At 66.0% G+C, this 22,007-nt stretch carries 23 protein-coding genes and 1 pseudogene; 11 read left to right on the top strand and 13 right to left on the bottom strand.

What is annotated here, in order from left to right; genetic code table 11:
• The first annotated feature begins 16 nt into the window (after window positions 1–16).
• On the top strand, window positions 17–622 hold the full coding sequence (locus AAHH99_RS04260; protein ID WP_418767504.1) for a dihydrofolate reductase family protein: 606 nt from the start codon (window positions 17–19) through the stop codon (window positions 620–622).
• 1,161 nt (window positions 623–1,783) lie between these two features.
• Here the strand turns inward: AAHH99_RS04260 and AAHH99_RS04255 are convergent.
• Window positions 1,784–2,452, bottom strand: a complete 669-nt coding sequence (locus AAHH99_RS04255; RefSeq protein ID WP_418767503.1) for a TetR/AcrR family transcriptional regulator — start codon at window positions 2,450–2,452, stop codon at window positions 1,784–1,786.
• 126 nt (window positions 2,453–2,578) lie between these two features.
• Here AAHH99_RS04255 and AAHH99_RS04250 point away from each other — a divergent pair, with 126 nt between their 5' ends.
• The 3 genes and pseudogenes from AAHH99_RS04250 to AAHH99_RS04240 form a co-directional block, all read left to right on the top strand.
• Window positions 2,579–3,265 carry a hypothetical protein gene (locus tag AAHH99_RS04250; RefSeq protein WP_418767502.1) on the top strand — a complete coding sequence of 229 codons (687 nt, stop codon included), beginning with the start codon at window positions 2,579–2,581 and terminating at the stop codon, window positions 3,263–3,265.
• Window positions 3,262–4,071, top strand: coding sequence for an SDR family NAD(P)-dependent oxidoreductase (locus tag AAHH99_RS04245; protein ID WP_418767501.1), 810 nt, complete (start codon window positions 3,262–3,264; stop codon window positions 4,069–4,071). Before AAHH99_RS04250 ends, AAHH99_RS04245 begins: the two co-directional genes overlap by 4 nt.
• Window positions 4,068–4,473: pseudogene (locus tag AAHH99_RS04240) on the top strand (cytochrome P450); the annotation flags it as partial. The gene AAHH99_RS04245 and the pseudogene AAHH99_RS04240, both read left to right, overlap by 4 nt.
• A gap of 161 nt (window positions 4,474–4,634) precedes the next feature.
• Here the strand turns inward: AAHH99_RS04240 and AAHH99_RS04235 are convergent.
• Window positions 4,635–4,757 (bottom strand): hypothetical protein, encoded by a 123-nt coding sequence (locus tag AAHH99_RS04235; RefSeq protein WP_418767500.1) that lies wholly within the window; start codon window positions 4,755–4,757, stop codon window positions 4,635–4,637.
• A 51-nt stretch (window positions 4,758–4,808) separates the two neighbouring features.
• Here AAHH99_RS04235 and AAHH99_RS04230 point away from each other — a divergent pair, with 51 nt between their 5' ends.
• Window positions 4,809–4,991, top strand: coding sequence for a hypothetical protein (locus tag AAHH99_RS04230; protein ID WP_418767499.1), 183 nt, complete (start codon window positions 4,809–4,811; stop codon window positions 4,989–4,991).
• A 166-nt stretch (window positions 4,992–5,157) separates the two neighbouring features.
• Here the strand turns inward: AAHH99_RS04230 and AAHH99_RS04225 are convergent, their stop codons facing one another.
• Both AAHH99_RS04225 and AAHH99_RS04220 read right to left on the bottom strand, forming a co-directional pair.
• Window positions 5,158–5,955 (bottom strand): alpha/beta fold hydrolase, encoded by a 798-nt coding sequence (locus AAHH99_RS04225; RefSeq protein ID WP_418767498.1) that lies wholly within the window; start codon window positions 5,953–5,955, stop codon window positions 5,158–5,160.
• A 50-nt stretch (window positions 5,956–6,005) separates the two neighbouring features.
• A complete protein-coding gene (locus AAHH99_RS04220; RefSeq protein ID WP_418767497.1) occupies window positions 6,006–6,962 on the bottom strand; it encodes an MOSC domain-containing protein in 957 nt (318 codons plus the stop codon).
• 120 nt (window positions 6,963–7,082) lie between these two features.
• Here AAHH99_RS04220 and AAHH99_RS04215 point away from each other — a divergent pair, with 120 nt between their 5' ends.
• Together AAHH99_RS04215 and AAHH99_RS04210 are read left to right on the top strand one after the other, a co-directional pair.
• Window positions 7,083–7,700, top strand: a complete 618-nt coding sequence (locus AAHH99_RS04215; RefSeq protein WP_418767496.1) for a TetR/AcrR family transcriptional regulator — start codon at window positions 7,083–7,085, stop codon at window positions 7,698–7,700.
• A gap of 55 nt (window positions 7,701–7,755) precedes the next feature.
• On the top strand, window positions 7,756–8,769 hold the full coding sequence (locus tag AAHH99_RS04210) for an LLM class flavin-dependent oxidoreductase (RefSeq protein WP_418767495.1): 1,014 nt from the start codon (window positions 7,756–7,758) through the stop codon (window positions 8,767–8,769).
• Window positions 8,770–8,957: 188 nt separating this feature from the next.
• Here AAHH99_RS04210 and dnaB read toward each other — a convergent pair whose 3' ends face one another.
• The 9 genes from dnaB to AAHH99_RS04165 form a co-directional block, all read right to left on the bottom strand.
• Window positions 8,958–10,340 carry a replicative DNA helicase gene (gene dnaB / locus AAHH99_RS04205; protein WP_418767494.1) on the bottom strand — a complete coding sequence of 461 codons (1,383 nt, stop codon included), beginning with the start codon at window positions 10,338–10,340 and terminating at the stop codon, window positions 8,958–8,960.
• A gap of 481 nt (window positions 10,341–10,821) precedes the next feature.
• Complete coding sequence (gene rplI / locus AAHH99_RS04200) at window positions 10,822–11,280, bottom strand: 50S ribosomal protein L9 (protein WP_066843307.1); 459 nt, start codon at window positions 11,278–11,280, stop codon at window positions 10,822–10,824.
• Window positions 11,281–11,293: 13 nt separating this feature from the next.
• A complete protein-coding gene (rpsR, locus tag AAHH99_RS04195; protein ID WP_064395138.1) occupies window positions 11,294–11,548 on the bottom strand; it encodes a 30S ribosomal protein S18 in 255 nt (84 codons plus the stop codon).
• Between the two features lie 41 nt (window positions 11,549–11,589).
• The gene (locus AAHH99_RS04190; protein ID WP_064346102.1) at window positions 11,590–12,093 is read right to left on the bottom strand and encodes a single-stranded DNA-binding protein; all 504 of its coding nucleotides are present in this window, start codon (window positions 12,091–12,093) and stop codon (window positions 11,590–11,592) included.
• 91 nt (window positions 12,094–12,184) lie between these two features.
• Complete coding sequence (gene rpsF / locus AAHH99_RS04185; RefSeq protein WP_064395157.1) at window positions 12,185–12,475, bottom strand: 30S ribosomal protein S6; 291 nt, start codon at window positions 12,473–12,475, stop codon at window positions 12,185–12,187.
• A 119-nt stretch (window positions 12,476–12,594) separates the two neighbouring features.
• On the bottom strand, window positions 12,595–13,506 hold the full coding sequence (locus AAHH99_RS04180) for an alpha/beta hydrolase (protein ID WP_418767493.1): 912 nt from the start codon (window positions 13,504–13,506) through the stop codon (window positions 12,595–12,597).
• A 60-nt stretch (window positions 13,507–13,566) separates the two neighbouring features.
• Window positions 13,567–15,219 carry a glycosyltransferase family 87 protein gene (locus AAHH99_RS04175; protein WP_418767600.1) on the bottom strand — a complete coding sequence of 551 codons (1,653 nt, stop codon included), beginning with the start codon at window positions 15,217–15,219 and terminating at the stop codon, window positions 13,567–13,569.
• Between the two features lie 53 nt (window positions 15,220–15,272).
• Window positions 15,273–17,693, bottom strand: coding sequence for a transglycosylase domain-containing protein (locus AAHH99_RS04170; RefSeq protein WP_418767599.1), 2,421 nt, complete (start codon window positions 17,691–17,693; stop codon window positions 15,273–15,275).
• 211 nt (window positions 17,694–17,904) lie between these two features.
• Window positions 17,905–18,330 carry a DUF5318 domain-containing protein gene (locus tag AAHH99_RS04165; RefSeq protein ID WP_064421324.1) on the bottom strand — a complete coding sequence of 142 codons (426 nt, stop codon included), beginning with the start codon at window positions 18,328–18,330 and terminating at the stop codon, window positions 17,905–17,907.
• A gap of 127 nt (window positions 18,331–18,457) precedes the next feature.
• Between AAHH99_RS04165 and AAHH99_RS04160 the strand changes: the two genes are divergently transcribed.
• The 4 genes from AAHH99_RS04160 (at window position 18,458) to AAHH99_RS04145 (ending at window position 21,966) form a co-directional block, all read left to right on the top strand.
• A complete protein-coding gene (locus tag AAHH99_RS04160) occupies window positions 18,458–19,291 on the top strand; it encodes a thioesterase family protein (protein WP_418767492.1) in 834 nt (277 codons plus the stop codon).
• A gap of 23 nt (window positions 19,292–19,314) precedes the next feature.
• Complete coding sequence (locus AAHH99_RS04155) at window positions 19,315–20,169, top strand: DUF1707 SHOCT-like domain-containing protein (RefSeq protein ID WP_418767491.1); 855 nt, start codon at window positions 19,315–19,317, stop codon at window positions 20,167–20,169.
• Window positions 20,170–20,287: 118 nt separating this feature from the next.
• On the top strand, window positions 20,288–20,842 hold the full coding sequence (locus AAHH99_RS04150) for a PadR family transcriptional regulator (protein ID WP_064395160.1): 555 nt from the start codon (window positions 20,288–20,290) through the stop codon (window positions 20,840–20,842).
• A 47-nt stretch (window positions 20,843–20,889) separates the two neighbouring features.
• Window positions 20,890–21,966, top strand: coding sequence for an inositol-3-phosphate synthase (locus AAHH99_RS04145; RefSeq protein WP_064417760.1), 1,077 nt, complete (start codon window positions 20,890–20,892; stop codon window positions 21,964–21,966).
• Window positions 21,967–22,007: the final 41 nt, after the last annotated feature.

Genomic DNA, 22,007 nt, shown 5'->3' with positions numbered 1-22,007 from the left:
CGGAAAGGACAACCCGATGTCGGAGCTTCTCGTCGATTTCATCACTTCCCTCGACGGTCACGCATCAGGAGAGGGATGGCCAGGGTTCTGGGGCCTCGAGGGCCCCGAGTACCTCGCATGGCTCAGCGAGCAGCCCCAGGCCACCTACCTCATGGGGGCCAACACCTACCGTCAGATGTCGGGCTTCGCCGCGGGCGAGGTCCCGAACAACCAAGACGAATTCAGGCCCGAAGAAGAAGCGTCCGTCGACGAGCTCACACAAGCGTCCAAGGTGGTGTTCTCCACCTCACTCGAGGAACCACTGACGTGGGCCAACTCCACGCTCGTCCGCGACAACGCCGTCGAGGTGGTCCGCGCCATGAAGGCGAGCAACTCGGGGCTCCTCAGCACGATCGGCAGCCTCAGCCTGTGCCGGTCCCTGTTACGAGCCGGACTCGTCGACCGCTTCCGGGTCGTGATGTTCCCGGTGATCACCGGGGCCACGGGTGCCGAACGCATCTACGACGGATATCCAGACGTCGCCCTGATGATGATCGAGAGCCGCACCTTCGACGGCCGCATCCAACTCGTCGAGTACAAGCCCAGCGTGCTCGAGCACCCGCCGCTCGGTGCGCCTGCGTGATGTGTCTTCGCCCGCCGGTCTAAACAGATCCCGAAATGTCAAGGTCGGCAATGTCTCCCGCAGCCTGCGATCGACGCGCTGACTGAAGTCCTGCAATAGCCCAGGGACACGCCCGAGGTTCTCATCTTCGGCTTCCTCGGCCAGCTCAGCCGAGCTGTCATTCCCGAGACCGTCTCACGTCGACTACACCGCCGTCGGTCCACTAGGAGGAGTGGCTTCTCATCAAAGAGCGGGCGCCGCGTAGCGGATCCCTGTATGGGATCGGTTGCCCAGCTGAACATTCCGTACACGAAGATCGCGGCCCCATTCGTGCCGCATGGCCTTGTGGTGGCGTTCCAGGTGTCACGTGCAGCGATTCGAGCACAACTCGGACCTGCTCGGGGAGCGGTCTCGACGAGTGTGAACGGGCTCGGCGGGGGGCCGAGCCAGATCCGTCGCGACTTTCCCTGGGATAGCTGGCCGTGATGCAGGGTGTCGCGAAGACTCGGGTCGCTCACTGGTCGGTGCTGTAGCGGGTCCATCCGGGGACAAGACTCGGGTGTCGCGAAGGCTTGTTGATCTTCGTTGCAAACGCGCAGCTCAGCGGCGGTCTGCTTCGCCGCGCTATGTAGGCATCGGTGAAACACTCACACTGCGCAGCCGACACATCGCTGAGCGAATTCATCAGCTCGCGGCAGATCATTGTTCGCCAAAGCTTCGGAGTCGCGACACTCGTGACAGATGGTTTGTCCTGCCCGGCTCATGTGAGACGCAAGTGGCTTCAATTGAGCAACGCGTTGGGGTGTTTCAGGTTGACGCCCAGCCGATCAGCGACCGTCGCGGCGCCACCGTTGACTTCTACCAACCGTGCGAACAGTGTGCCAACCCGCGGGCGGCCCAGCTGCACTCCTCGATCGGATATCTCCAAGCGATCGAAACGAAAACCGCTACCTCACACCGTCACTTCCATACCCGAGGTGACCTAATCGAGGTCTCCATCCAGGCCAGGACGGTTCACACGCCAGTTCGCGCGCTTGCCCACGCTTTGGGCGAACCGATGATCGATGATGCGTTGTGGTCCTGGCCGTGGGGATCGTGCTGCCGGCTACCGCCGCGGAACTACCTGCGCGACTGCGTCAGCCAATTGTTTGAGTCAGTCGCTGGTCGGGTGGCCACGTCGGACTAGCAGGGCGACGCCTGGTCGCGACGCGCACGGGCGACCTCGGCCGCACCGTTACCAGTGACGAGCCAAAGGGTGGCCAGGCTCTCGACTAGGTCCTCAACGCTGACCTTGGTCGTGCCGTTGACGTACGCCAGAATCGCATCGGCGGTGCCGCCGACGATGAATGCCGGCGCGACGCGGGCCAGCGGATCGGATTCGAGTTCGACGTCGTGCACCATCCGGGCGTGACCGACCAGGACGGCGGTCAACCCGCCCAACACGCTGTCGCGGTGTTGTTGCACCGCAGCTGTACTCGACACCGACCCCAACAACACGCGGGCCCGGCGCGGGTCAGCGGTCAGGGTGCGCACAACGGTGTCGACGGCGACGTGTGCCTGCCGTTCGAGCGATTCTGCGAGGGCAGCAGCGACTGCCGTCAGCGTGGCGTCGCGAAGCTCGGCGGCGATGTCATCGACGGCCGAGGTGGCGACATCGTCGAGATCGGTGAAGTTCTCGTAGAAGTACCGCTTGTTCAGTCCGGCGGCGGCGCACAATTTGTCGACCGTGATGGTGCGCCAGGCGTTATCGACCATCGCATCCATGGCCGCGTCAAGCAGCCGGGCACGCCGTTGCAGACGGCGGGCGTCGGCGCTCTGGCCGCCATAGCTGCGCCGCGGGGTCTCGGACATCCCGAGATCGTCCCACTTTGCGCGACCCCTTCGGTAAGGGAGCGTTGACACCACAGGACCATTCTGGCACGGTTCGGTACCAGAGCTTATGTGGTACGAACTCGTTCCTGATTGTGAGGAGAATCCATGACCACCTCGTCCATGGCTGCGAAGCAGACGAGCAAGACCGTTGAGTGCAGCGGGTCGGTGCTCGATGAACTGCGGCTTACCGCCCAGACCACCCCGGCGCTGGCGCGTCGGCTGGGCTGGGACTACCTGCGTGAGCTCGGCGGCGCGGGGCGGTTAGACCAGCTGGGCGAGCTCTTCGCAAATGGCCTGGCACCCGATAGGCCCCACGGCGCGATGGAGGGTCTGATCGTCGGCAAGCTGTTCGGCATCCCGGAGGCCTACCTGGCGAACCCGCTCATGAAGATCGACCCCACGTGGCGCGGCAAGACCTTCGACGTCGCCTCGGGCACCGGCTTCAACCGGCTCTCCCCACTCGGGCGGTTCTCGTTGCGCGCGGTCGCGCCGCTGTACACCGGCCTGCGCCGAGTCGGTAACGAGACGATCGGATTCAAGTTTCGGCACCGCATCGACACCGCCGCCATCGCGCCGCACATCCAGGTGCGCGCGCTGGACTACGGCGTCGCTGAGTACCGCAACCCGAGCGTGCGAACCTTCCCGATCAAACGCACCCGCGACGAAGTGGTAGAGCTGACGCCGGGCCTGTACCTGGGGCGTGCGCTGCTCACCCTGCCCAGCGGTGAGGTCCGACTGATCGCCTATTTCGGCCTGCGGGAATTCAGTGACGAGAAGGCTGCCCGGGCATGATCTCCCTCGACGGGGCGGTCTGCTGTATCACCGGCGGGGCGCGGGGCATCGGGAAGGCGACGGCTACCGAGCTGGCGCAACGGGGCGCCAAGGTGTGGATCGGTGATTTGGATGTCGCCGAGGCCGAGGAGACCGCCGCCGAGATCGGCGCGCGCGCAGTTCATCTGGATGTGACCGATCCGGCGAGTGTGATCGCCTTTCGCGACGCGGCCGGCGTCGACGGTCCGCCGGCCATGCTGGTGAACAATGCCGGCATCCAGTACATGGGTGCGTTCGTGGATACGCGCCTGGAGCTCTACCACCGCGAGGTGGCGGTCAACTTGATCGGTCCGATCAACGGTGTGCATGCGTTCCTCCCAGGCATGCTGGCGCGCGATCGCGGCCATATCGTCAACGTGGCGTCGATGGCCGCCAAGGTCACCACGCCGGGCATCTCGGTGTACTGCGCCACGAAGTACGCGGTCGCGGCGTTCTCGCGCTCGATCCGCGCAGAGATCGCCTCCACGGCAGTCACGCTCAGCACCGTCATGCCGACTGCGGTGCACACCGAGCTGACCGCCGGGGTGGCCTTGGAACTGCTGCCCACCCGGCAACCCGAAGACATCGCCACGGCCATCGCCGACAGCGCCGCTCGTCCCCGCCGCGAGATCACGGTGCCGCGTTGGCTGGCACCGATGGGCACCATCGAGGAGGCCACCCCGGAGCCGGTGCTGCAGCTGCTCAAAAGGTTGGCGACCTTCCGACGGCCACCCGGGGACTACGACCCCGGCGCACGGCGCCGCTACCTGGACCGGATCGGGCAATGACGACGCTGTTGCCGGCCGACACCCTGGCCTCGGCGAAGCTACGCCTGCAGGCCGCCGCGGCCGCGGCGACATCTCGCTACCCGAGCCACGAACAGCCGTTGGCCTCGCCGCCCAAAGGATCCGGACTGGAACCGGTCGTGGGCAACTACGGCTTTCCGCTCATCGGGCACGTACTGAGTTCGATCGTCGAGCCGCTGGAGTTCGCGCGTCGGCGCTACGAGCGCTACGGGCCGGTGTCCTGGGCGGGCGGGGTGGGTTTCCGCATCGTGCAGCTCATGGGGCCCGAGGCACTGGAGACGGTCTGGATCAACAAGGACAAGGCGTTCTCCAGCACGCGGATGGGCGCCGGTGATCGGTCCGTTCTTCCACCGCGGAATCATGCTGCTGGACTTCGAGGAGCACCGCGCTCAGGCCTAAGGGGGTACCGGCCTCGGATGACATGAGGACCGGGACCGACCCCCGCCGACGGGCTGCCCGTGGCGATGCGCCGACTCGACTGTTGAGACACCACACTCAACCGTCCTGGTCTGCGGTCTTGAAGTCGGCGTGACCCGACGCGGTTATCACGACATGGAGGACAGGAAGAGGATCTTGTTGGCCTCGCCGGAGAGAAGTTCGATGGCCTGATCCGCCTCGGTCAGCGGGAGCCGATGGGTGATCCGCAGCTCAGGTCCACACGTCCCCATTCGATTAGCAATGTCAGTTGTTCCCAGCTATCCCAGAGCCGCCGACACGACGTGATCTACACCCGCGTGCTCGTCGCCTCCAACGAGCTGCAGGACCTGGTCGCCGCGTGGGAGGTCGTCCGTGATGCGTTCGGCGAGCATGACGCGCCAAGCACATTGGTTGGGGTGACCGTCCTCGGTTACGACGATCAGCTCGCCGAGATCGAGTCCACCGCCGCGGTGCTCGATCGCTAGGGTTTGGCTCAGTCGCTCAACTCGATCGAGTTGTGGGCCAGCCGACTGCCGATGAAAGCGACACCGCACGAACCACGTGGCGATCAATCGGGCGGGTCAAGCAAATTGCGCGGTCTCCGGCGCCTGCGCGCCGAAGAACCGCAATGCTGGGCTGAGCCGCTCGATCTCAGAAGGATCGGCGAAGGAGCGGGCGCATGGCTTCCGCGAGTTCGTGCGGGTGCTCGTGGTACGTCGCATGCGTGCCTGGGACGGTGTCGACATCGGCACCAAGAATCTCGGCGATACGGTCGGCCATCTGCGCAAAGACAGGAGGACTGTCGTCGCTGACGAGCAGGCGCACCGGAATGGTGCTGGCGGCCAGCGTCTCGTCGTCGGGCATGTACAACTCGTAGGTCCCAAGCTCGATCCCGAACAGGGTGCTTGCGGTGTCGCGCAGCCGCTTTCGGAGCGGAGGTGCGAGCCGGGCCCAGCCATCGTCCCCGGCGACGTAGCACCAGAACCGCTTCACCGCAGCAGGCGGTCCACCGACTTCCATCGCCTTCTGGATCGACGCCCTCACAGGGGCCGGAACCGCGTCTACGGTGTCGACCAAGGCGTACAACATCGGCTCATGCAGGATTGCGCCGCGCACCGAGCCGGGATGACGGACCATCAGACAGAGCGCGAAGGTCCCGCCACCGCTCGTACCGAACACCGCCACAGGACCGGTCCCCAGTGCGGTCAACAGCGCTGCGGCGTCGTCGGCCTGTTCCTCCGGCGATGTCGTCTGCCAATTGTCGGGAACAGGGCTGCGTCCATTGCCGCGCCGGTCATAACTGATCACCATGAACTCATCGGCCAACTCCTCGGCGAGCGCGTCGAAATGTCCGCCGTCTCCGGTCGCACCCATGATCAGCAGGACGGGCGGACCGGCTCCCCTGATCTCGTAGTGAAGCTTTGTCTGATTGACATCGATTGTCGGCATCTCCGCTCCCGGTCGGCCTGTTGGTGTGAGAACCACTGGCGCACAACGCTCTACGGTTGATCGGCCCTACCTGCAGATGTGTTCTCGATCATCGCCGCGAGCGCGTCCTCGCGAGGCTCGGCATGTTGGAGGACGACCGGATCGCCGGTGCGTACCACGCCAGGCCTGATCACGTTCGCATAGCTTCCGGCGCAGGCGACTTGCCCCAATGAACCGATTTGCTTGCGGCCGACTCGAGCAATCGTCTTCAGCACAGCCAGGTCCCTGGGCAGTCCAGGTTGTGCGAGCGTCGTCGTCACGCACCGCGGCACGGGCATGAACACACGGACAATCACCTCTGCGCCGATGTGAAGATCACAACCCAGCCAGTTGCCTTCCTCGCCCAGTTCGCCGCCGTCGTCGATGAGGATATTGGGCCGCAACCGCCGCGGATCCCAATCCCCGGCCGGGTATTCGACCGCCAACCCGCGTAGCGTGGCCGTCGCCACGACGTGCAGTGCACCGATGTCCACCATGGTTCCGGGTGCTGCCATTCCGACGTTGAAGTCTCTAACCTGCTCGCCGTCCTCGTCGCGGAACAGGGACCGCAGTGGGCCTGGCTCTACATCGTCGATTCCCGGCATGGCCAGCTCCGAGGCGGCGCCCTCCGGCGCGCCGGTCAGCAGGTGCACGTTGCGCCCCAGCAGCGCCGACACGCGGCGAGTCAGCTCGGACGGGTCATCGCGCACCACCGCGCCGTCGGGAAAGGTGACCTCTATCGGAGGAGCTGGCGTGTCGGGCCCCGGCGGCGACAGGAATCGCGCGCGACACGCCATCAGCGCGCCGTAGCGCTTGGGTCGCTTGGCGCTGGCAACCTTGCCGGTCTCCACGTCGAGGAACCCGTAGGCGCGGTCACCGATCACGCCGCCCGGGCCGATCCAGACTTCCCCGACTTCCTCGCCCATCATCGACTTGACGGGGTGATGCCAGAGCCGGCCCACGTGCGCGCCTGTTATCCGTTGTGTCATCGAGCCACCCAATCCACGCGTCAGGTCTGCTAAAAACGAACAAGCATTCATTATGGCGATGGTGCAACGTTGCCCAGGCCGTGTCAAGAACGGACGTTCATTTTGTGGCATCCTGTGGCCGTGCCCAAGGTCAGCGAAGAGCATCGGGCTGCACGCCGCGAGCAGATCATCGACGCCATGCTGCGGTGCGTCGCTCGCGATGGCTTTCACAAGACCACCATGGCGGCCGTAGTCGCCGAGTCAGGCCTGTCCGCGGGCTTGGTGTATCTCTACTTCAAGAACAAGGACGACCTAATCCGGGCGATCGCGGAGACCGTCGCCGGCGCGGGCCTGTCAGTCGTGCTGGACCGCGCCGCCGAAGTCCCGCCGCCGCATCGGGTGCTCACGGCGGTGTTGGAGCGGGTCGTCGCATTGGGCGAGGAGCGCGGGATCGAACTCCACCGAGTGGCGCTGCAGGCCTGGGCCGAGGCCGCTCGTTCCCCCGAAATCATGGCGATCTACCGGCGTGAGGGCGGCCGCGGCCGGGCGGCGTGGGCCACCTATGTCGAGCGCGCGATCGCCGTTGGGCACCTACCGAGCGGCGCTGAACCGGTGCGGATCGCTCACACATTGATCGGACTGATTCCGGGCTTCATGGTGCAGCGACTGGTCTTCGAGGATCTGACCCCCGCGTCGTACGCCGCGGGCCTGGCCGATTTGATGGGCTTCAACTCGCATGGCGCCAGTGATGTGGAATAGCCGGCCCCCTCGAATCGTCGTTAGCCCAGTGACAGAAGACAACCACGCAACGGCGATGCCAGCACCCGCGGTCAGCGTATGGACCGACGTTCGGCCCGAGCCAGGCGAAGCCCGTGCCGAACGGCGCTACGGCGAACTCCTCGACGAGGCGCGCCTCGCCGACGCCCTTTCGTTTCATGCGTTCGCCACGACCGAACAGCACGGCGTCACCGACGGCTACCTGCCCGCGCAGCTTCCGCTGATCGCAGGACTCGGGGTGGCCACAGAGCGAATCCGGTTCATGACCAACGCCTTGCTATTGCCGCTGCATCCGTGGCGCCAGGTCGTCGAGCAAGCGATCGTGGCCGATCTCCTGTCGGGCGGACGGCTGGAACTCGGCGTCGCCGCCGGTGGGTACGCGCGGGAGTTCGACCTGTTCGGCGCCGAATTCCACAAGCGCGGCGAATTGATGGAACGCGGACTTGCGTTCATCCGGCAGGGTCTGCGCGACGGATCGCTGCCCGACGGCCCCGGCGGAACGAACATCGCGGTGTCGCCCCGACCCGTTCAGGACACCATCCCGATCTACCTCGGCGGCGGTGCCCCCAAGGTGCTTGATCGAGCAGTTCGGCTCGCCGACGGGGTGATTCCGGTCGACTTCTTCGCCCCCGACACCGAATTCGCGAACCTGTGGGATAGCGGGCTTGCGCCCGCCTTGGCGCGCCACGGTCGATCGCTCGATGACTTCCGCTTCACCATCTGCGTTCCACTGTGGGCGACTGAGGATCCCGAGCGTGATTGGAACGTCTTCTACAAAGACGCCATCGAGTACCAGTTCAACCAGTATGCGAGTTGGGCCGGGGACCGCTCACAGGTCGGCGTGCACACCGACTCCGACACACCCTGGCAACGCGAAACCATGCTGGTCGACACACCGGCGAACATCGTCCGACGTCTTAAAGACATTCGCGCGCGGGCGCCTTATCACCAGATCGTGTTCTGGTACCGCATCCCCCACATCGGCCACGAGCGAGCGATGACTCACTTGGAACTCATGGCGCGCAAGGTCGTGCCGTTCCTCAACGACTAACTCGTCGCCTGGATTTCGTGCTGTGGCTTCTCATAATTCGCGTCCAATCGGAGATCCCTGTTCAGCAGCGTTGGCGCGAAGTCTCAGGTTTGCCAAGAAATTGCCTCACATTCGTGATGAATTGGCCATTTAGTGGTCATTTCAGATGGGATTTGGTCATGAAGTATGAGAGGTCACACTTCCAGTGACTATTGCTTGGCCATATTCGCGAAGCGTGACAGGTGTAGTTGGTGCGCTACGGTAATCGTCTTTGTTGGGCCGTTACGATGTTTCGCGATGATGAGGTCGGCTTCACCGCCTCGAGGGTCGTCGCGTTCGAAGGCATCAGGGCGATGCAGCAAAATCACCATGTCGCTATCCTGTTCGATCGCACCGGATTCACGTAGATCAGCTAACATTGGCTTCTTGTCGGTGCGTTGTTCGGGCCCGCGGTTCAACTGACTCATCGCGACTACTGGGACTTCAAGCTCTTTGGCTAAAAGCTTGATCTGACGGGAGAATTCGGATACTTCTTGCTGCCTTGACTCGACCTTCTTACCTGATGTCATCAGCTGCAAGTAATCGAGGACGATCAGACGGAGGTCTGACTTTTGCTTGAGCCGCCTTGCTTTCGCCCGGATCTCCATCATCGTGAGGTTGGGCGAGTCGTCGATATACAAAGGCGCTTCGCTGATTTCACTCATGCGTCTCGCCAGCCGGGTCCAGTCGTCATCATTCATCCGACCTGACCGCATGTCGGCGAGCTTGATCTTTGCCTCGGCCGACAGCAGGCGCATGACAATCTCGGACTTGCTCATCTCGAGCGAGAAGATGACGCTCGACATGTGGTGCTTGATCGAGCACGACCTCAAGAAATCCAGTCCTAGGGTCGATTTGCCCATACCCGGTCTCGCCGCGATGACGATCATCTGTCCGGGATGCAAGCCGTTGGTGAGGTCGTCGAGCTCCACGAACCCCGTCGGCACGCCGCGAGAGACGCCACCCTGCGATGCGATCGCGTCGATCTCGTCCATCGTCGGCTGAAGGATCTCCTCCAGGATTACGAAGTCCTCGGCCGTGCGCCGTTCGGTGACGTCGTAGATCTCCGACTGCGCCCGATCCACGATCTCGTTGACGTCGGCGCCTTCTGCGCCCGCGTAGCCGTACTGCACGACCCGCGTGCCCGCCTCGACCAGACGCCGCAGCAGCGCCTTCTCCGCGACGATGCCCGCATAGAACCCCGCATTCGCCGCCGTGGGCACCGTCGAGATCAACGTGTGCAGATACGGCGCCCCGCCGATGCGGCGCAGCAGCCCGCGCCGATCGAGCTCGGCGGCCACCGTCACCGCGTCGGCGGGCTCGCCGCGGCCGTAGAGGTCGAGGATCGCGTCGTAGACGTTCTGGTGCGCAGGACGGTAGAAGTCACCCGGGCGCAGCTTCTCGAGCACGTCGGCGATGGCGTCCTTGCTCAGCAGCATCCCGCCGAGGACGGCCTGCTCGGCCGCCTGGTCCTGAGGAGGCTGACGCCCGAAATCCTCGCTCGGCGGCGACGAATCCATGCCCGGATGGCCCAGGTCGTCCACGACGGCCAAAAGCGCGTCACCCCCTTTATTCACTATCGAACGTAGGTTCGATACCCGCTAATCGCGACTGTAAGCCAGACATCCGACAAGCCGCCTTCGCGGCTCCGGTTCCGCCCCGCCGACGGCTTACGCTAGACGTTGCTGGCGGGGGCGCAACCCGACCCTGTTCATAGACCTGTGGATGGGGTGTGGATAGGTCTGGACAACCATGTTGAGTCGTTGGGGAGAACCTGTTAATCAACCACTTCGCTCACTGCATCTGCGCAGATAGCCGCACCATAAGCCGAGTGCGATCTTGTGGATGGGAAATGCCTCGGCGTGTCGTGCCGGGTTGCCAACTCGGGCGTGTTGTATTGCCGCCAGGCACCGCCCAGGTTAACAGCGGGTTATCTTCGCTACGGCTATCCGCCACGCGAAGTTCGCCAGCGCGCACAGCAACGGCCGGGTGAAGATCGATCCCGTCTCCACCCGGCCGTATCTGTCGCTGTGGTTACTGCCCGGCGACGACTTCCAGCGAAACCGTCGCGGCGATCTCCGGATGGAGCCGAACCGCGATCGGATGCGTGCCGGTCGTCTTGATGTGCGCCTTGGGCAACTGCACGGTGCGCTTGTCCAGATTGGGGCCGCCAGCGTTCTTGATCGCGGCGACCACGTCGGCCGTGGTCACCGAGCCGAACAGCTTGCCACTGTCGGGTGCCGCCTTCACCTGCAGCTGCACCGGACCGAGGTTCTCGATCGCGGCCTTCAGCTCAACAGCGTGCTCGCGGCCCTGAATGGCCTTCTGCTCGCGGGCCCGACGAATCTCTTCGGCCTGGCGCTCGGCGCCGCGCGACGCGACGACCGCGAGCCGGCGGGGCACCAGATAGTTGCGGCCGTAGCCGTCCTTGACCTCGACGATGTCGCCCTGGACGCCGAGATGTTCGACGTCGGCGGTGAGAATCAGTTTCATCTTCTTGTCCTGCCTATCGCGTCGACGAGGTGAACGGCAGCAGCGCGACCTCGCGCGCGTTCTTCACGGCGATCGCGATGTCACGCTGATGCTGAACGCAGTTGCCGGTGACGCGGCGGGCGCGGATCTTGCCGCGCTCGCTGATGTACGTGCGCAGCAGCGCGGTGTCCTTGTAATCGATGTCCTGCCCCTTCTTGGAGCAGAACACGCACTTGCGGGTCTTGACCGGCTTCTCGGGAGCCGGCCGACGCTTGGTGGCCTTGGCCATGTGTCTATCTCTTTCTTGCTTCTTTGTTGATCAGTTATGGATCAGAAGGGTGGCTCGTCGTCGGCACCGGAGAACGAACCCGACGCCGGGGCGCTGCCCCACGGGTCGTCCTTCGGCTGCTCGGCTGGGCGCGAACCTCCGCCGCCTCCGCCGCCGAAGCCGCCGCCACCGCCGCCGCTGCGGCTAGCTTTGTTCACCTTGGCGGTCGCGTACCGCAGCGACGGGCCGATCTCATCGACCTCGAGTTCGACCACGGTGCGCTTCTCACCCTCGCGGGTCTCGAACGAACGCTGCTTGAGCCGGCCCTGCACGATCACCCGCGAACCGCGAGTGAGGCTTTCGGCCACATTCTCGGCGGCCTCCCGCCAGATGTTGCAGCGCAGGAACAGCGCCTCGCCGTCCTTCCACTCCCCGCTCTGGCGGTCGTAGATGCGCGGTGTCGACGCCACGGTGAAGTTGGCGACGGCCGCGCCCGACGGCGTGAAGCGCAGTTCGGGATCGGCGGTCAGGTTTCCGACGACGGTGATGATGGTGTCACCAGCCACGATGTCCTCCTGGGATTGGCGGTGTAAGTCTGGGAGCGGTCGCAGGCGAGCCTACGGAAGCGCTCCGACGCTTACAGCCTGTTCTTCGGGACTAGTGCTTGTCCGTCCGCATGACCTTGGTCCGCAGCACGGACTCGTTCAGGTTGAGCTGACGGTCCAGCTCGGTCACCGTGGCGGGTTCTGCCTTCACATCGATGACGGCGTAGATGCCCTCGGCGTGCTTGGCGATCTCGTATGCCAGCCGGCGCCGACCCCAGATGTCGACCTTGTCGACACTGCCGCCGTCCTTGCGGATGACGTTGAGGAACGTTTCCAGCGACGGAGCTACGGTGCGCTCGTCAAGGGTGGGGTCGAGAATGACCATGATTTCGTATGGACGCATGAAGACCTCATCACCTCCTACGGTCTGATCGGCCACGGACTATCCGCGGCAGGAGGGTCGCCTGCGTCGGCAACCGGCCCAGGCTACAGGAAACCGCGCTGATCTGCGAAATCGTGGGCTCAGAGGCGACCGAGCCGGCGGCCGAGCGCCTGCCCGAGCTCCCGTGGCGCGTCGCCGCCCGGCCCCGCCAGGAAATGCGCCATCAAATGGAAGTCGTGCCACAGACCGTCGTAGACGCGGTGCTCGATGTCCACGCCTGCGGCGCGCGCCCGCTTCTCGAGCTCCCGGGCGTCGGACGCGAGAATGTCGTCGGCGCCCGAATGCATGACCACCGGCGGAAGTCCGGCGAGGTCGGCGAACAGCGGTGAGACCGTGGGCTCGGTCGGGTCCTGGCCGGACGGCAGGTAGGCGTCGGCGAACCGGATCAGCAGGTCGGCGCTGAGTGTCGGCTCCAGCGGTGCGGGGCCCCGTCGCGCGTGGGCGCCGGGAGTGAGGTCGGGCCAGGGGCAGATGAGCCCGAGCACGGCGGGCAGCGGTTCACCGGCCTCGCGCAATCGCAGTGCGACTGCGAGCGCGAGTCCCCCGCCGGCGGAATCGCCGGCGAACGCGATGCGGCTCGGGTCGACGCCGTGCGCGACAAGCGCGCGGTAGGCGGCGAGCCCGTCGTCCACGGCGGCGGGGTACGGATGCTCCGGACCCATCCGGTAGTCGAGCGCGATCACGCGCGCATCTGCGGCGGCACCGAGCCGCGCGACAAGTGCACGACATGCGCGCGCGCTGCCGACCGCGTAGCCGCCGCCGTGCGCGTACAACAGGACGCGCGATTCATCGATCCGGGCGGGCCGAACGTCCTCTGCCGCAACGGCGCCGATCGTCGTCGGCGTCACCGTCGTTCCCTTGGGCGGTGGGTAGGCGAGTGCGAAGTTCATGCGTCTGCGGACCGTTGGCCACGACGCGGTCGGCGAGAAGATCCAGCGCGACAGGGCGCGGGTTCCGGGACGCAGCGCTGCGGGCGGCAGACCGACCTTCATTGACTCAGGCTAGGGCGTCTGAGGCTTCCGGCGGCGCGACTTGTGCACCTTTCGGAGCGGTCAGCGCTCCCCGCTGTGCACAAGTCGATCGTCCGGCTTCAGCGGCGCCGGGTTCACCTTGGTTCGCGCCGCGTCGGGCCGCAACCAGTCGGGCAGCCACCGCGGCGGCGCGTCCTGCGCACGATCGAACACCCCGCCCGCCGGGTCGTCGACCGCATCGCGGGCACGGACCAGGTCTAGTTCGGGGCGGTAGATCTGGCGAATCACCAACGCACACAACGCCACCACGGCGATATCGCGCAGCAGTACGGTGATGGTGAACGGCTGCTCCGGCAACCCCCTGTTCGCCTCACCGTAGAGGTACAACATCCGCGGCACCCACACCAGCGCGTCGATCGTCATCCACGCCAACAGGATCCGTCGGTGCGGCAACGCCAACACGGCCAGCGGCACCAGCCATAACGAGAACTGCGGGCTCCACACCTTGTTGGTCAACAGGAACGCCGCGACCACCAGGAACGCGATCTGCGCCACCCGCGGACGTCGCCTCGCCGTAAGGGCGATGTAAGCAATTGCGATACAACAGGACACGAACAGCAGGGCCGAGACGGTGTTGGTCACCGTCGGTGGTTGCCAGAAGCCCAGATCGGGGTCGAACCCGCGCCAGCCGGTGAACGACTTGATGACGTTGTAGATCGAATCCATGTCGTCGCCGCGACGGGTGTTGAGGCGGAAGAACTCCGACCACCCCCGCGGGAAGAGCACCATGATCGGCAGGTTCACCACCAGCCATGCCGCCACCGCCGCCGCGGCCGTCTTGCCGACCTCCCGCAGCTTGCCGGTTCGCACCGCCAGCACCGCCAGCGGCGCCAACAACAAGAGCGGATACAACTTCGCCGCCACACCAAGACCGATCAGCGCGCCGGCCAGCACCGGTTTTCGTCGCGCCCACGCGAGCAGCGCACCCGTCGCGAAAGCCGTTGCCAGCGCGTCAAAGTTCGTGAAGATCTGGAAGATCACCAGCGGTGACGCCGCCACCAACGCCGCGTCCCAGACCCGCCGCGGGCCGGCCAATCGCGACGTCGCCCATACCGTGGCCAGCCACGCCAACGCCAGCCCCAGCGCGGCGATGTTGAAGAACATCACCACCTCGGCGATCACCGGCACCGACACCAGCTTCGTCAGCGCGGTGTAGGTCTTGGCCAACGACATCGCCACGTACTGGTAGATGCCGGTCAGCACCGGATACTCCATGTAGCGCACCGCGATGTGGCCGTCGTACTGAATGTGCGGCTGGCCGGTGGCGTCCTTCTCGATCCAGCTCGACTTGTACGGGAACTTGCCGAGGTTCAGCAGTTCGGCGGTGTAAAGCGGGACCGTGTCGGAATAGCAGAGTTGGAAGTAGGCCCGTTGGTTACTCCAGTCGGCCACCCGCTGATCGGCGGTTCCCGTCCCGGTGGTCTGCAGGCACGCCGCCTTCGTCGAATAGCCGAGCGCCAGGAACACCAGCGCGATGATCAGCATGACGCGCAGCGGGGTCAGGAACCGTTGCCTGCCGATCAGCGCATGCCTGCCGACCGGACCGCCGATGACATCGGAGAGCGCGGCGCCGATGACGTCCGTGCGGCTCGGGAGATCGCGCTCGTCGAAACTTCTGGTGTCGGCCGTCGGCGGAGCCGGCGATACCACTTCGGCCAACCGCGCAGGCGACACGGTCTGCGGCGAGGTCGTCGACGGCTCGCCGGTTTCCTCGCCCCCCACCGCGGTCACGGAGGCGGTAGCGGCGCGCCTGGCGCCGGGGGTGCTCCGACGGGTGCGGGCGGCGGTGCTCCGACGGGTGCCGGTGCAGGCGCGGGAACGCCGGGAGCGGGACCACCCGGTACCGGGCCGCCGGGTACGGTGCCGCCCGGCGGCGGAGCGACCGGGACCGTCGTCGGCGGACCCCACGGAATCGTGATGCCGGGCGCCACTTCGATCGTCGGCTGGATGACGGTCTGCGACGGTGGAGTGACCTCGGTCGGGGGAGCCGTCGTCGACGGTGGCGGCGGCGCCTGCGGAACACCGGCATAACCGCCGATCTCCTCGGGCTTGGGGAACGACTCGCTCTCGGTGTCCTCCAGCGCGCCGTCCATCGTCGCCTTCCAGATGTCCGATGGCAGACCGGACCCGTAAATCGGTGAGCCCCACTGGTTCTCCAGCGGCTTGGTGCCATCGGTGGTGCCGACCCACACCGCAGTGGACAGCGACGGCGTGTAGCCGACCATCCACGCGTCGCGGTTGCTGTCGGTGTCACCCAGCTGGTTGGTGCCCGTCTTGGCCGCCGACGGGCGACCCCCGGCCAGCGCATGACCGTTGGAGTAGGCCGCGATCGGTTGCATCGCCGAGGTCACGTTGTCGGCGACCTTCTTCTCGATCCGCTGCTCACCCGAGTTGTCCTGCTGCGACGCGTCGAACAGCACCTCGCCCTCGGAGTTGACCACCTTCTGCACGAAGTGCGGTTTGTGGTACACCCCGGAGGCGGCCAGCGTGGCGTACGCCGACGCCATGTCAATCACGCGGGACTGGTACTGGCCCAACACGATTCCGTTGTTCGGCGGACCACCCTGCCCGTCCTCGGACAGCGTGTGCTCGACGCCGGGGAAGCTCTCGGCGATGCCGGCCTGGTGCGCGGCGTCGGCGACGTCCTGCGGACCGTTCTTCAGCTTGAGCATGAGCCGGTAATAGCTGGTGTTCAGTGAACGCTTCAGCGCCTCGGCGATGTTGCACGTGCCGCAACCGCCGCCCTCGACGTTGGTGATCTTGATGCCGTTGACTTCCAGCGGCGAACTGTCGACCTGGGTGCCCAGGCCCATGCCCTGCTGCAGCGCCGCGACCAACGCGAACACCTTGAACGACGACCCCGTCGGCAGACCGGCCTGGGCGAAGTCGAAACCGTTGGCGTCGGTGCCGCCGTAGTACGCCTTCACCCCGCCGGTGCGGGGGTCGATCGACACGATCGCGGTGCGCATGTCGGGGTCCTGACCCTCGAGGTACTCCGAGGCGGCCTCCTCCGCCGCCCGCTGCGCGTTCGGGTCGATGGTCGTGGTGATCTGCAGGCCCTCGGTGTTCAGCGTCTGCTCGTTGATGTCGAACAGCTCGAGCAGTTCCTTCTGCACCTGCCGTTCGATCAGGCCGTTCGGCCCCGTGGTCTGGTTCTGCGAGCGCGCCAGGTCGGGCGGCACCGTCGCCGGGAACACCTGCGCGGCCCGCTCCTCGGGCGACAGCGCGCCGATCTCCACCATGCCGTCGAGCACCCAGTTCCAGCGCGCCGTGGCGCCCTCGAGGTTGACCGCCGGGTCAAGCGCCGACGGCCGCTGGATCAGCGCGGCCAGCAGCGCGCCCTCGGCGACGTTGAGTTGTTCGACCGGCTTGTTGAAGTACGCCTTGGAGGCGGCGGCGATGCCGTAGGACCCGCGACCGAAGTAGATGATGTTCAGGTACGACTGCAGCACTTGGTCTTTGGACCACTCACCGGACATCTTCGTCGAGATGACCAGCTCCTTGGCTTTTCGGATCAGGCCCCCGATGCCGGAGCGCTCGGAACCGACCAGCGCGTTCTTGACGTACTGCTGGGTGATCGTCGAGCCGCCCTGCAGGTCGCCGCCGAACAGGTTGTTCTTGATGGCGCGCGCGAAACCGGTGAACGAGAAGCCCGGGTTCGAGTAGAAGTCGCGGTCCTCGGCGGCCATCACCGCGTTGCGCGCCTGCACCGGAATCTGGTCGATGTTGACGTCGACGCGGTTGCCTTCAGGCGGAACGATTTTCGCGAGCTCGCTGCCGTCGCTGGCCAGGATCGTCGACACCTGGTTGGTGCGGATGTCCCCGGGTTTGGGGACGTCGACGATCATGTAGGCCATCCCGAACGTGATGAGCGGCAGCACGATGAACACCGCCGCCGCGATGAGGCCGCCGCGACGCACCCACGTCCAGTTGATCTGGCTGGGCAGCCCGCGCCGCGGACCCGACGGGCCGCTCGGCGGCCCACCCCCACCCGGCGGTCGGGGCGGTGGCGGTGGCGGCGTAGGGGGTTTGCGCGTCGGCGTGCCGTCAAGCGCCGCCTTTACGACGTCGACGGGGTCGCGCAGGTGGGGCGGCCGGGCCTCGCGCACGGGCGGCAGCACCGAGGTGTGCCGGTCGTCGGGCGGCATCGGCCGTGTCCGGGAATCCGCCTGCGGTCGGTGTTGCGGTCCGTCGGGGGACGGGCGCTGTGGGGCTGCGTCGGCGGACGGGCGCTGTTGCGGTGCATCCCCGGGACGCCGGCGTCGGCCGCCGTCGCCGGCGTTGGGGTTTGGCGCGCTCACGCCATCAGCCCCGTGTCCTGAACGGACATCGTTGACTGACCGGTCGTGGCGCCCTTCGCTATTCACTGGCCGTGCGCGCCCGTGAGCGCGCGGTTCGAGTGCCGGGCGATCCCTTGGGTGGCGGGACCGCGCCGAGCACGTACGACTTGACCAGGTGATTCCAGCTGCAGGTGCGACATACCTCCACCACGTGTACGGAGAACTCGTCGTATCGGGATGCCAGCAGGACCAACTCCTCGGCCGTTCGTGCGGAACCCGATACCGGGCCAAGATGGTCGCCGAATACCCACGACACCAGGGTGAGCTGTTCTTTCCGGCAGATCGGACACGTCACCGAACTGGGTTTGCCGTGGAATTTGGCGGCGCGCAGCAGATAGGGATTGGCGTCGCAGACCTCGGAGACACCGGTGCGTCCCGAATAGACCTCGGCCAGCAGGGACCGCCGCCGAAGTGCGTAGTCCACCACCTGTCGCTGCAATCGCACGAGGACCAGAGTACGTCGGCGATGGGACTACCGGAGCGTGACGGCACGGTCACGCCCCTCTCTAAGGTGTTTGATCTGGACCGACGGCAACCGCAATGTGCCGTGTGCGGCGAACTCAGGAGACTCGATGTTGGACGGGCGCGACTTCGCCCTCGACGGCGGGCCCGCCGGTGAAGGCTCGAGCCGATTCACCCGCGACCTTCCCGAACAGTGGTGCTTCGACGGTCGGGCATTCGGCGGCTATACCTCCGCGTTGGCGCTCGCCGCGATGTTCGCGCACAGCGGCAGGCCGGCCGCGGCGTCGCTGTCGGTGACCTTCGTCGACGCCGGGGCGCCCGGACCGCTCGGGATCGACGTCCGCAGCATCCGCGGCGGCCGCACCGCCGCTGCCGTCGAGGCCACGATCCGCCAGCGGGAACGCACCATCCTCATCGCCAACAGCTGGTTCGCCGACGGCTGGCTCGGGCCGCCGTCGGTCGACGCACCCGTCCCCTTCGAGCGCTACGCCGTCCCGCTGCCGGAACCGGAGTCGGCGCCCGCGCTGGACTGGATCGGCCAGGAGTATCGGTCGCTGCGGTTCGCCCATCGCCGTGGCCTGGACTACCCGGCCAGCCTGACCCGCTTCGCGGACCGTCGGCCGGAGGTGGCGCTGTGGGTGAGCGCCGACAGCGATTCGCCCGGTGACCCGCTTACCCATCCGCAGATCGCCGACGTCCTGCATGCCGACGCACACCTCTTCGATGCGCCGGGCAAGGTCAGCGGATTCGTCGACGCCTGGCTGCTGAGTTTGGACCTCAGCCTGGTGTGGCAACCCGGGGCGCACCTGGTGCCGTCCACGGCGTGGCGACTGCTCGAGGCCCGGGGTTCGGTCGCCAGCGGAGGCGTCTCGGCCTACGGTTCGCTGCGCGGCTCGGATGGATCGCTGCTGGCCGTGATGACTTCACAGGGACTCATCCGCTGACTTTTGCTTCTACGATCATCGGCGTGGCAATCCGGCAGACATCGGCGACGCGGGCCAAAGACAGCGATCGCAATGACACGTGCCAGATTCTCGACAGCGCCTTGGCCGAGGGCCAGCTGTCGATGACCGAGCACGGCGACCGGGTCAAGGCGGCGACGACCGCGACCACGCTCGGCGAGCTGCAGGCGTTGGTGGCCGACCTTCAGACCAACAACGCACCGGTGCAACTGCCCACGCTGAAGAAGCCGCGGGCACTGCCCATGGCCGGCACGGGTTGGGGGCTGCGTCTCGCGGTGGCCGGCGTGCTGGTGGTGCTCGGCATCGCGATCGGATGGGGTCTCTACGGCAACACTCCGTCGCCGCTGAACTTCACCTCCGACCCGGGCGCCAAGTCCGACGGCATCACCCCGGTGGTGCTCACCCCGCCCAAGCAGCTGCACTCGCTCGGCGGACTGACGGGACTCATGGAACAGATGAAGCAGCGGTTCGGCGACACCAACGGGTACCGGCTCGTCGTCTATCCGGATTACGCATCTCTGACCCGGCCGGATCCGACCGAGGAGCGCCGCGAACTGATCTACACCTACCGCGGCGGCTGGGACGATCCCTCGTCGTCCTCGAAGACCAGCGATGCCGTCGAGGTCGACCTGGGCAAGTTCGACGCCAAGGCGGTCGTCGGCGTCCTGCGCGGCGCCCCGGAGACGCTCGGCATGAAACCCGAGGACGTCACGAGCACCTATCTGTCCATCGCTCCGGCCACCGACCCGACGACCCCGGGTGCGCTGTCGATCGACGTCTACGTGTCCAGCGACTACGGCAGCGGCTACATCGAGCTCGCAGGTGACGGCACGGTCAAGCAGGTCAACTACCCCAACTGAGGTCCGAGCGTTCGCGCGACGGTAACCCAACGTTCGCGTCGAATATATCGGCGCGATACTATGGTGCGAGGTGTCGAACCGCGGTAACGACGAGCGATTTCTGGAGGGGGTGTCTTCGGTGTTGGAACTTGCCATCCTGGGACTCCTGCAGGAATCGCCGATGCACGGTTACGAACTTCGCAAGAGATTGACGGGGTTGCTCGGCGCCTTCCGCGCATTTTCGTACGGATCGCTTTATCCCGCCTTACGGCGCATGCAGAACGATGGGCTGATCGTCGAGGATGCGGCGCCGGACGGCACCCCGAAGATGCGCCGGGCGCGACGCGTCTACCAGCTCACCGAGAAGGGCAAGCAGCGCTTCTCCGAACTGGTCGCCGACACGGGCCCACAGAACTTCTCCGACGACGGATTCGGTGTCCATCTCGCCTTCTTCAACCGCACCCCGGCCGAGGCCCGGATGCGGATCCTGGAGGGGCGTCGTCGTCAGGTGGAGGAACGCCGCGAGGGTCTGCGTGAAGCCGTTGCGCGGGCTAGCAGCTCGATCGACAGGTACACCCGGCAGCTCCATCAGCTGGGATTGGAGTCGAGCGAGCGCGAGGTGAAGTGGCTCAACGAGTTGATAGCGGCGGAGCGTCTGAGCCAGGGGCGCTCAGACAACACAGTGCAGCCCTAAGCAGAACCGAACCAACTACGACAGGGATTACGAAGGGAAGAGACGTCATGTCATCCAACGGAGAGGTGCGGGTCGCGATTGTCGGCGTGGGCAACTGCGCGTCCTCGCTCGTACAGGGCGTGCAGTACTACCACGATGCCGACGAGACGGCGACCGTGCCCGGCCTGATGCATGTGCGCCTCGGCCCCTACCACGTGCGCGACGTCAAGTTCGTCGCCGCCTTCGACGTCGACGCCAAGAAGGTCGGCTTCGACCTGTCCGAGGCGATCTTCGCGTCGGAGAACAACACCATCAAGATCGCCGACGTGCCGCCACTGAACGTCACCGTGCAGCGTGGCCCGACCCTCGACGGCATCGGCAAGTACTACGCCGACACCATCGAGGTCTCCGACTCCGACCCGGTCGACGTCGTCAAGGCGCTCAAGGACGCCGAGGTCGACGTCCTGGTGTCCTACCTTCCGGTCGGCTCGGACGAGGCCGACAAGTTCTATGCCCAGTGCGCGATCGACGCCGGCGTGGCGTTCGTCAACGCGCTGCCGGTGTTCATCGCCTCCGACCCGGAGTGGGCCAAGAAGTTCGCAGACGCCGGTGTACCGATCGTCGGCGACGACATCAAGAGCCAGATCGGTGCGACGATCACCCACCGCGTGATGGCCAAGCTGTTCGAGGACCGCGGCGTGCAGCTCGACCGCACCATGCAGCTCAACGTCGGCGGCAACATGGACTTCCTCAACATGCTCGAGCGCGAGCGGCTGGAGTCGAAGAAGATCTCCAAGACTCAGGCCGTCACCTCCAACCTGCAGCGTGAGTTCAAGACCAAGGACGTGCACATCGGCCCGTCCGATCACGTCGGCTGGCTCGACGACCGCAAGTGGGCCTACGTGCGGCTCGAGGGCCGCGCGTTCGGTGACGTGCCGCTGAACCTGGAGTACAAGCTCGAGGTGTGGGATTCGCCGAACTCGGCCGGTGTCATCATCGACGCCGTTCGCGCGGCGAAGATCGCCAAGGACCGCGGCATCGGCGGCCCGGTGGAGGCCGCCTCGGCCTACCTGATGAAGAGCCCGCCCAAGCAGCTGCCCGACGATGTGGCCCGGGCACAGCTCGAAACCTTCATCGAGGGCTGACCCTCGCTCGTCGATACCGAAACCGGCGTTTTGGCGGATTT

Source organism: Mycobacterium neumannii (assembly GCF_048452905.1).
Classification (GTDB): domain Bacteria; phylum Actinomycetota; class Actinomycetes; order Mycobacteriales; family Mycobacteriaceae; genus Mycobacterium; species Mycobacterium neumannii_B.
Note: the sequence above shows the minus strand (reverse complement) of the source record. Positions and strands in the feature narration are given on the sequence as shown.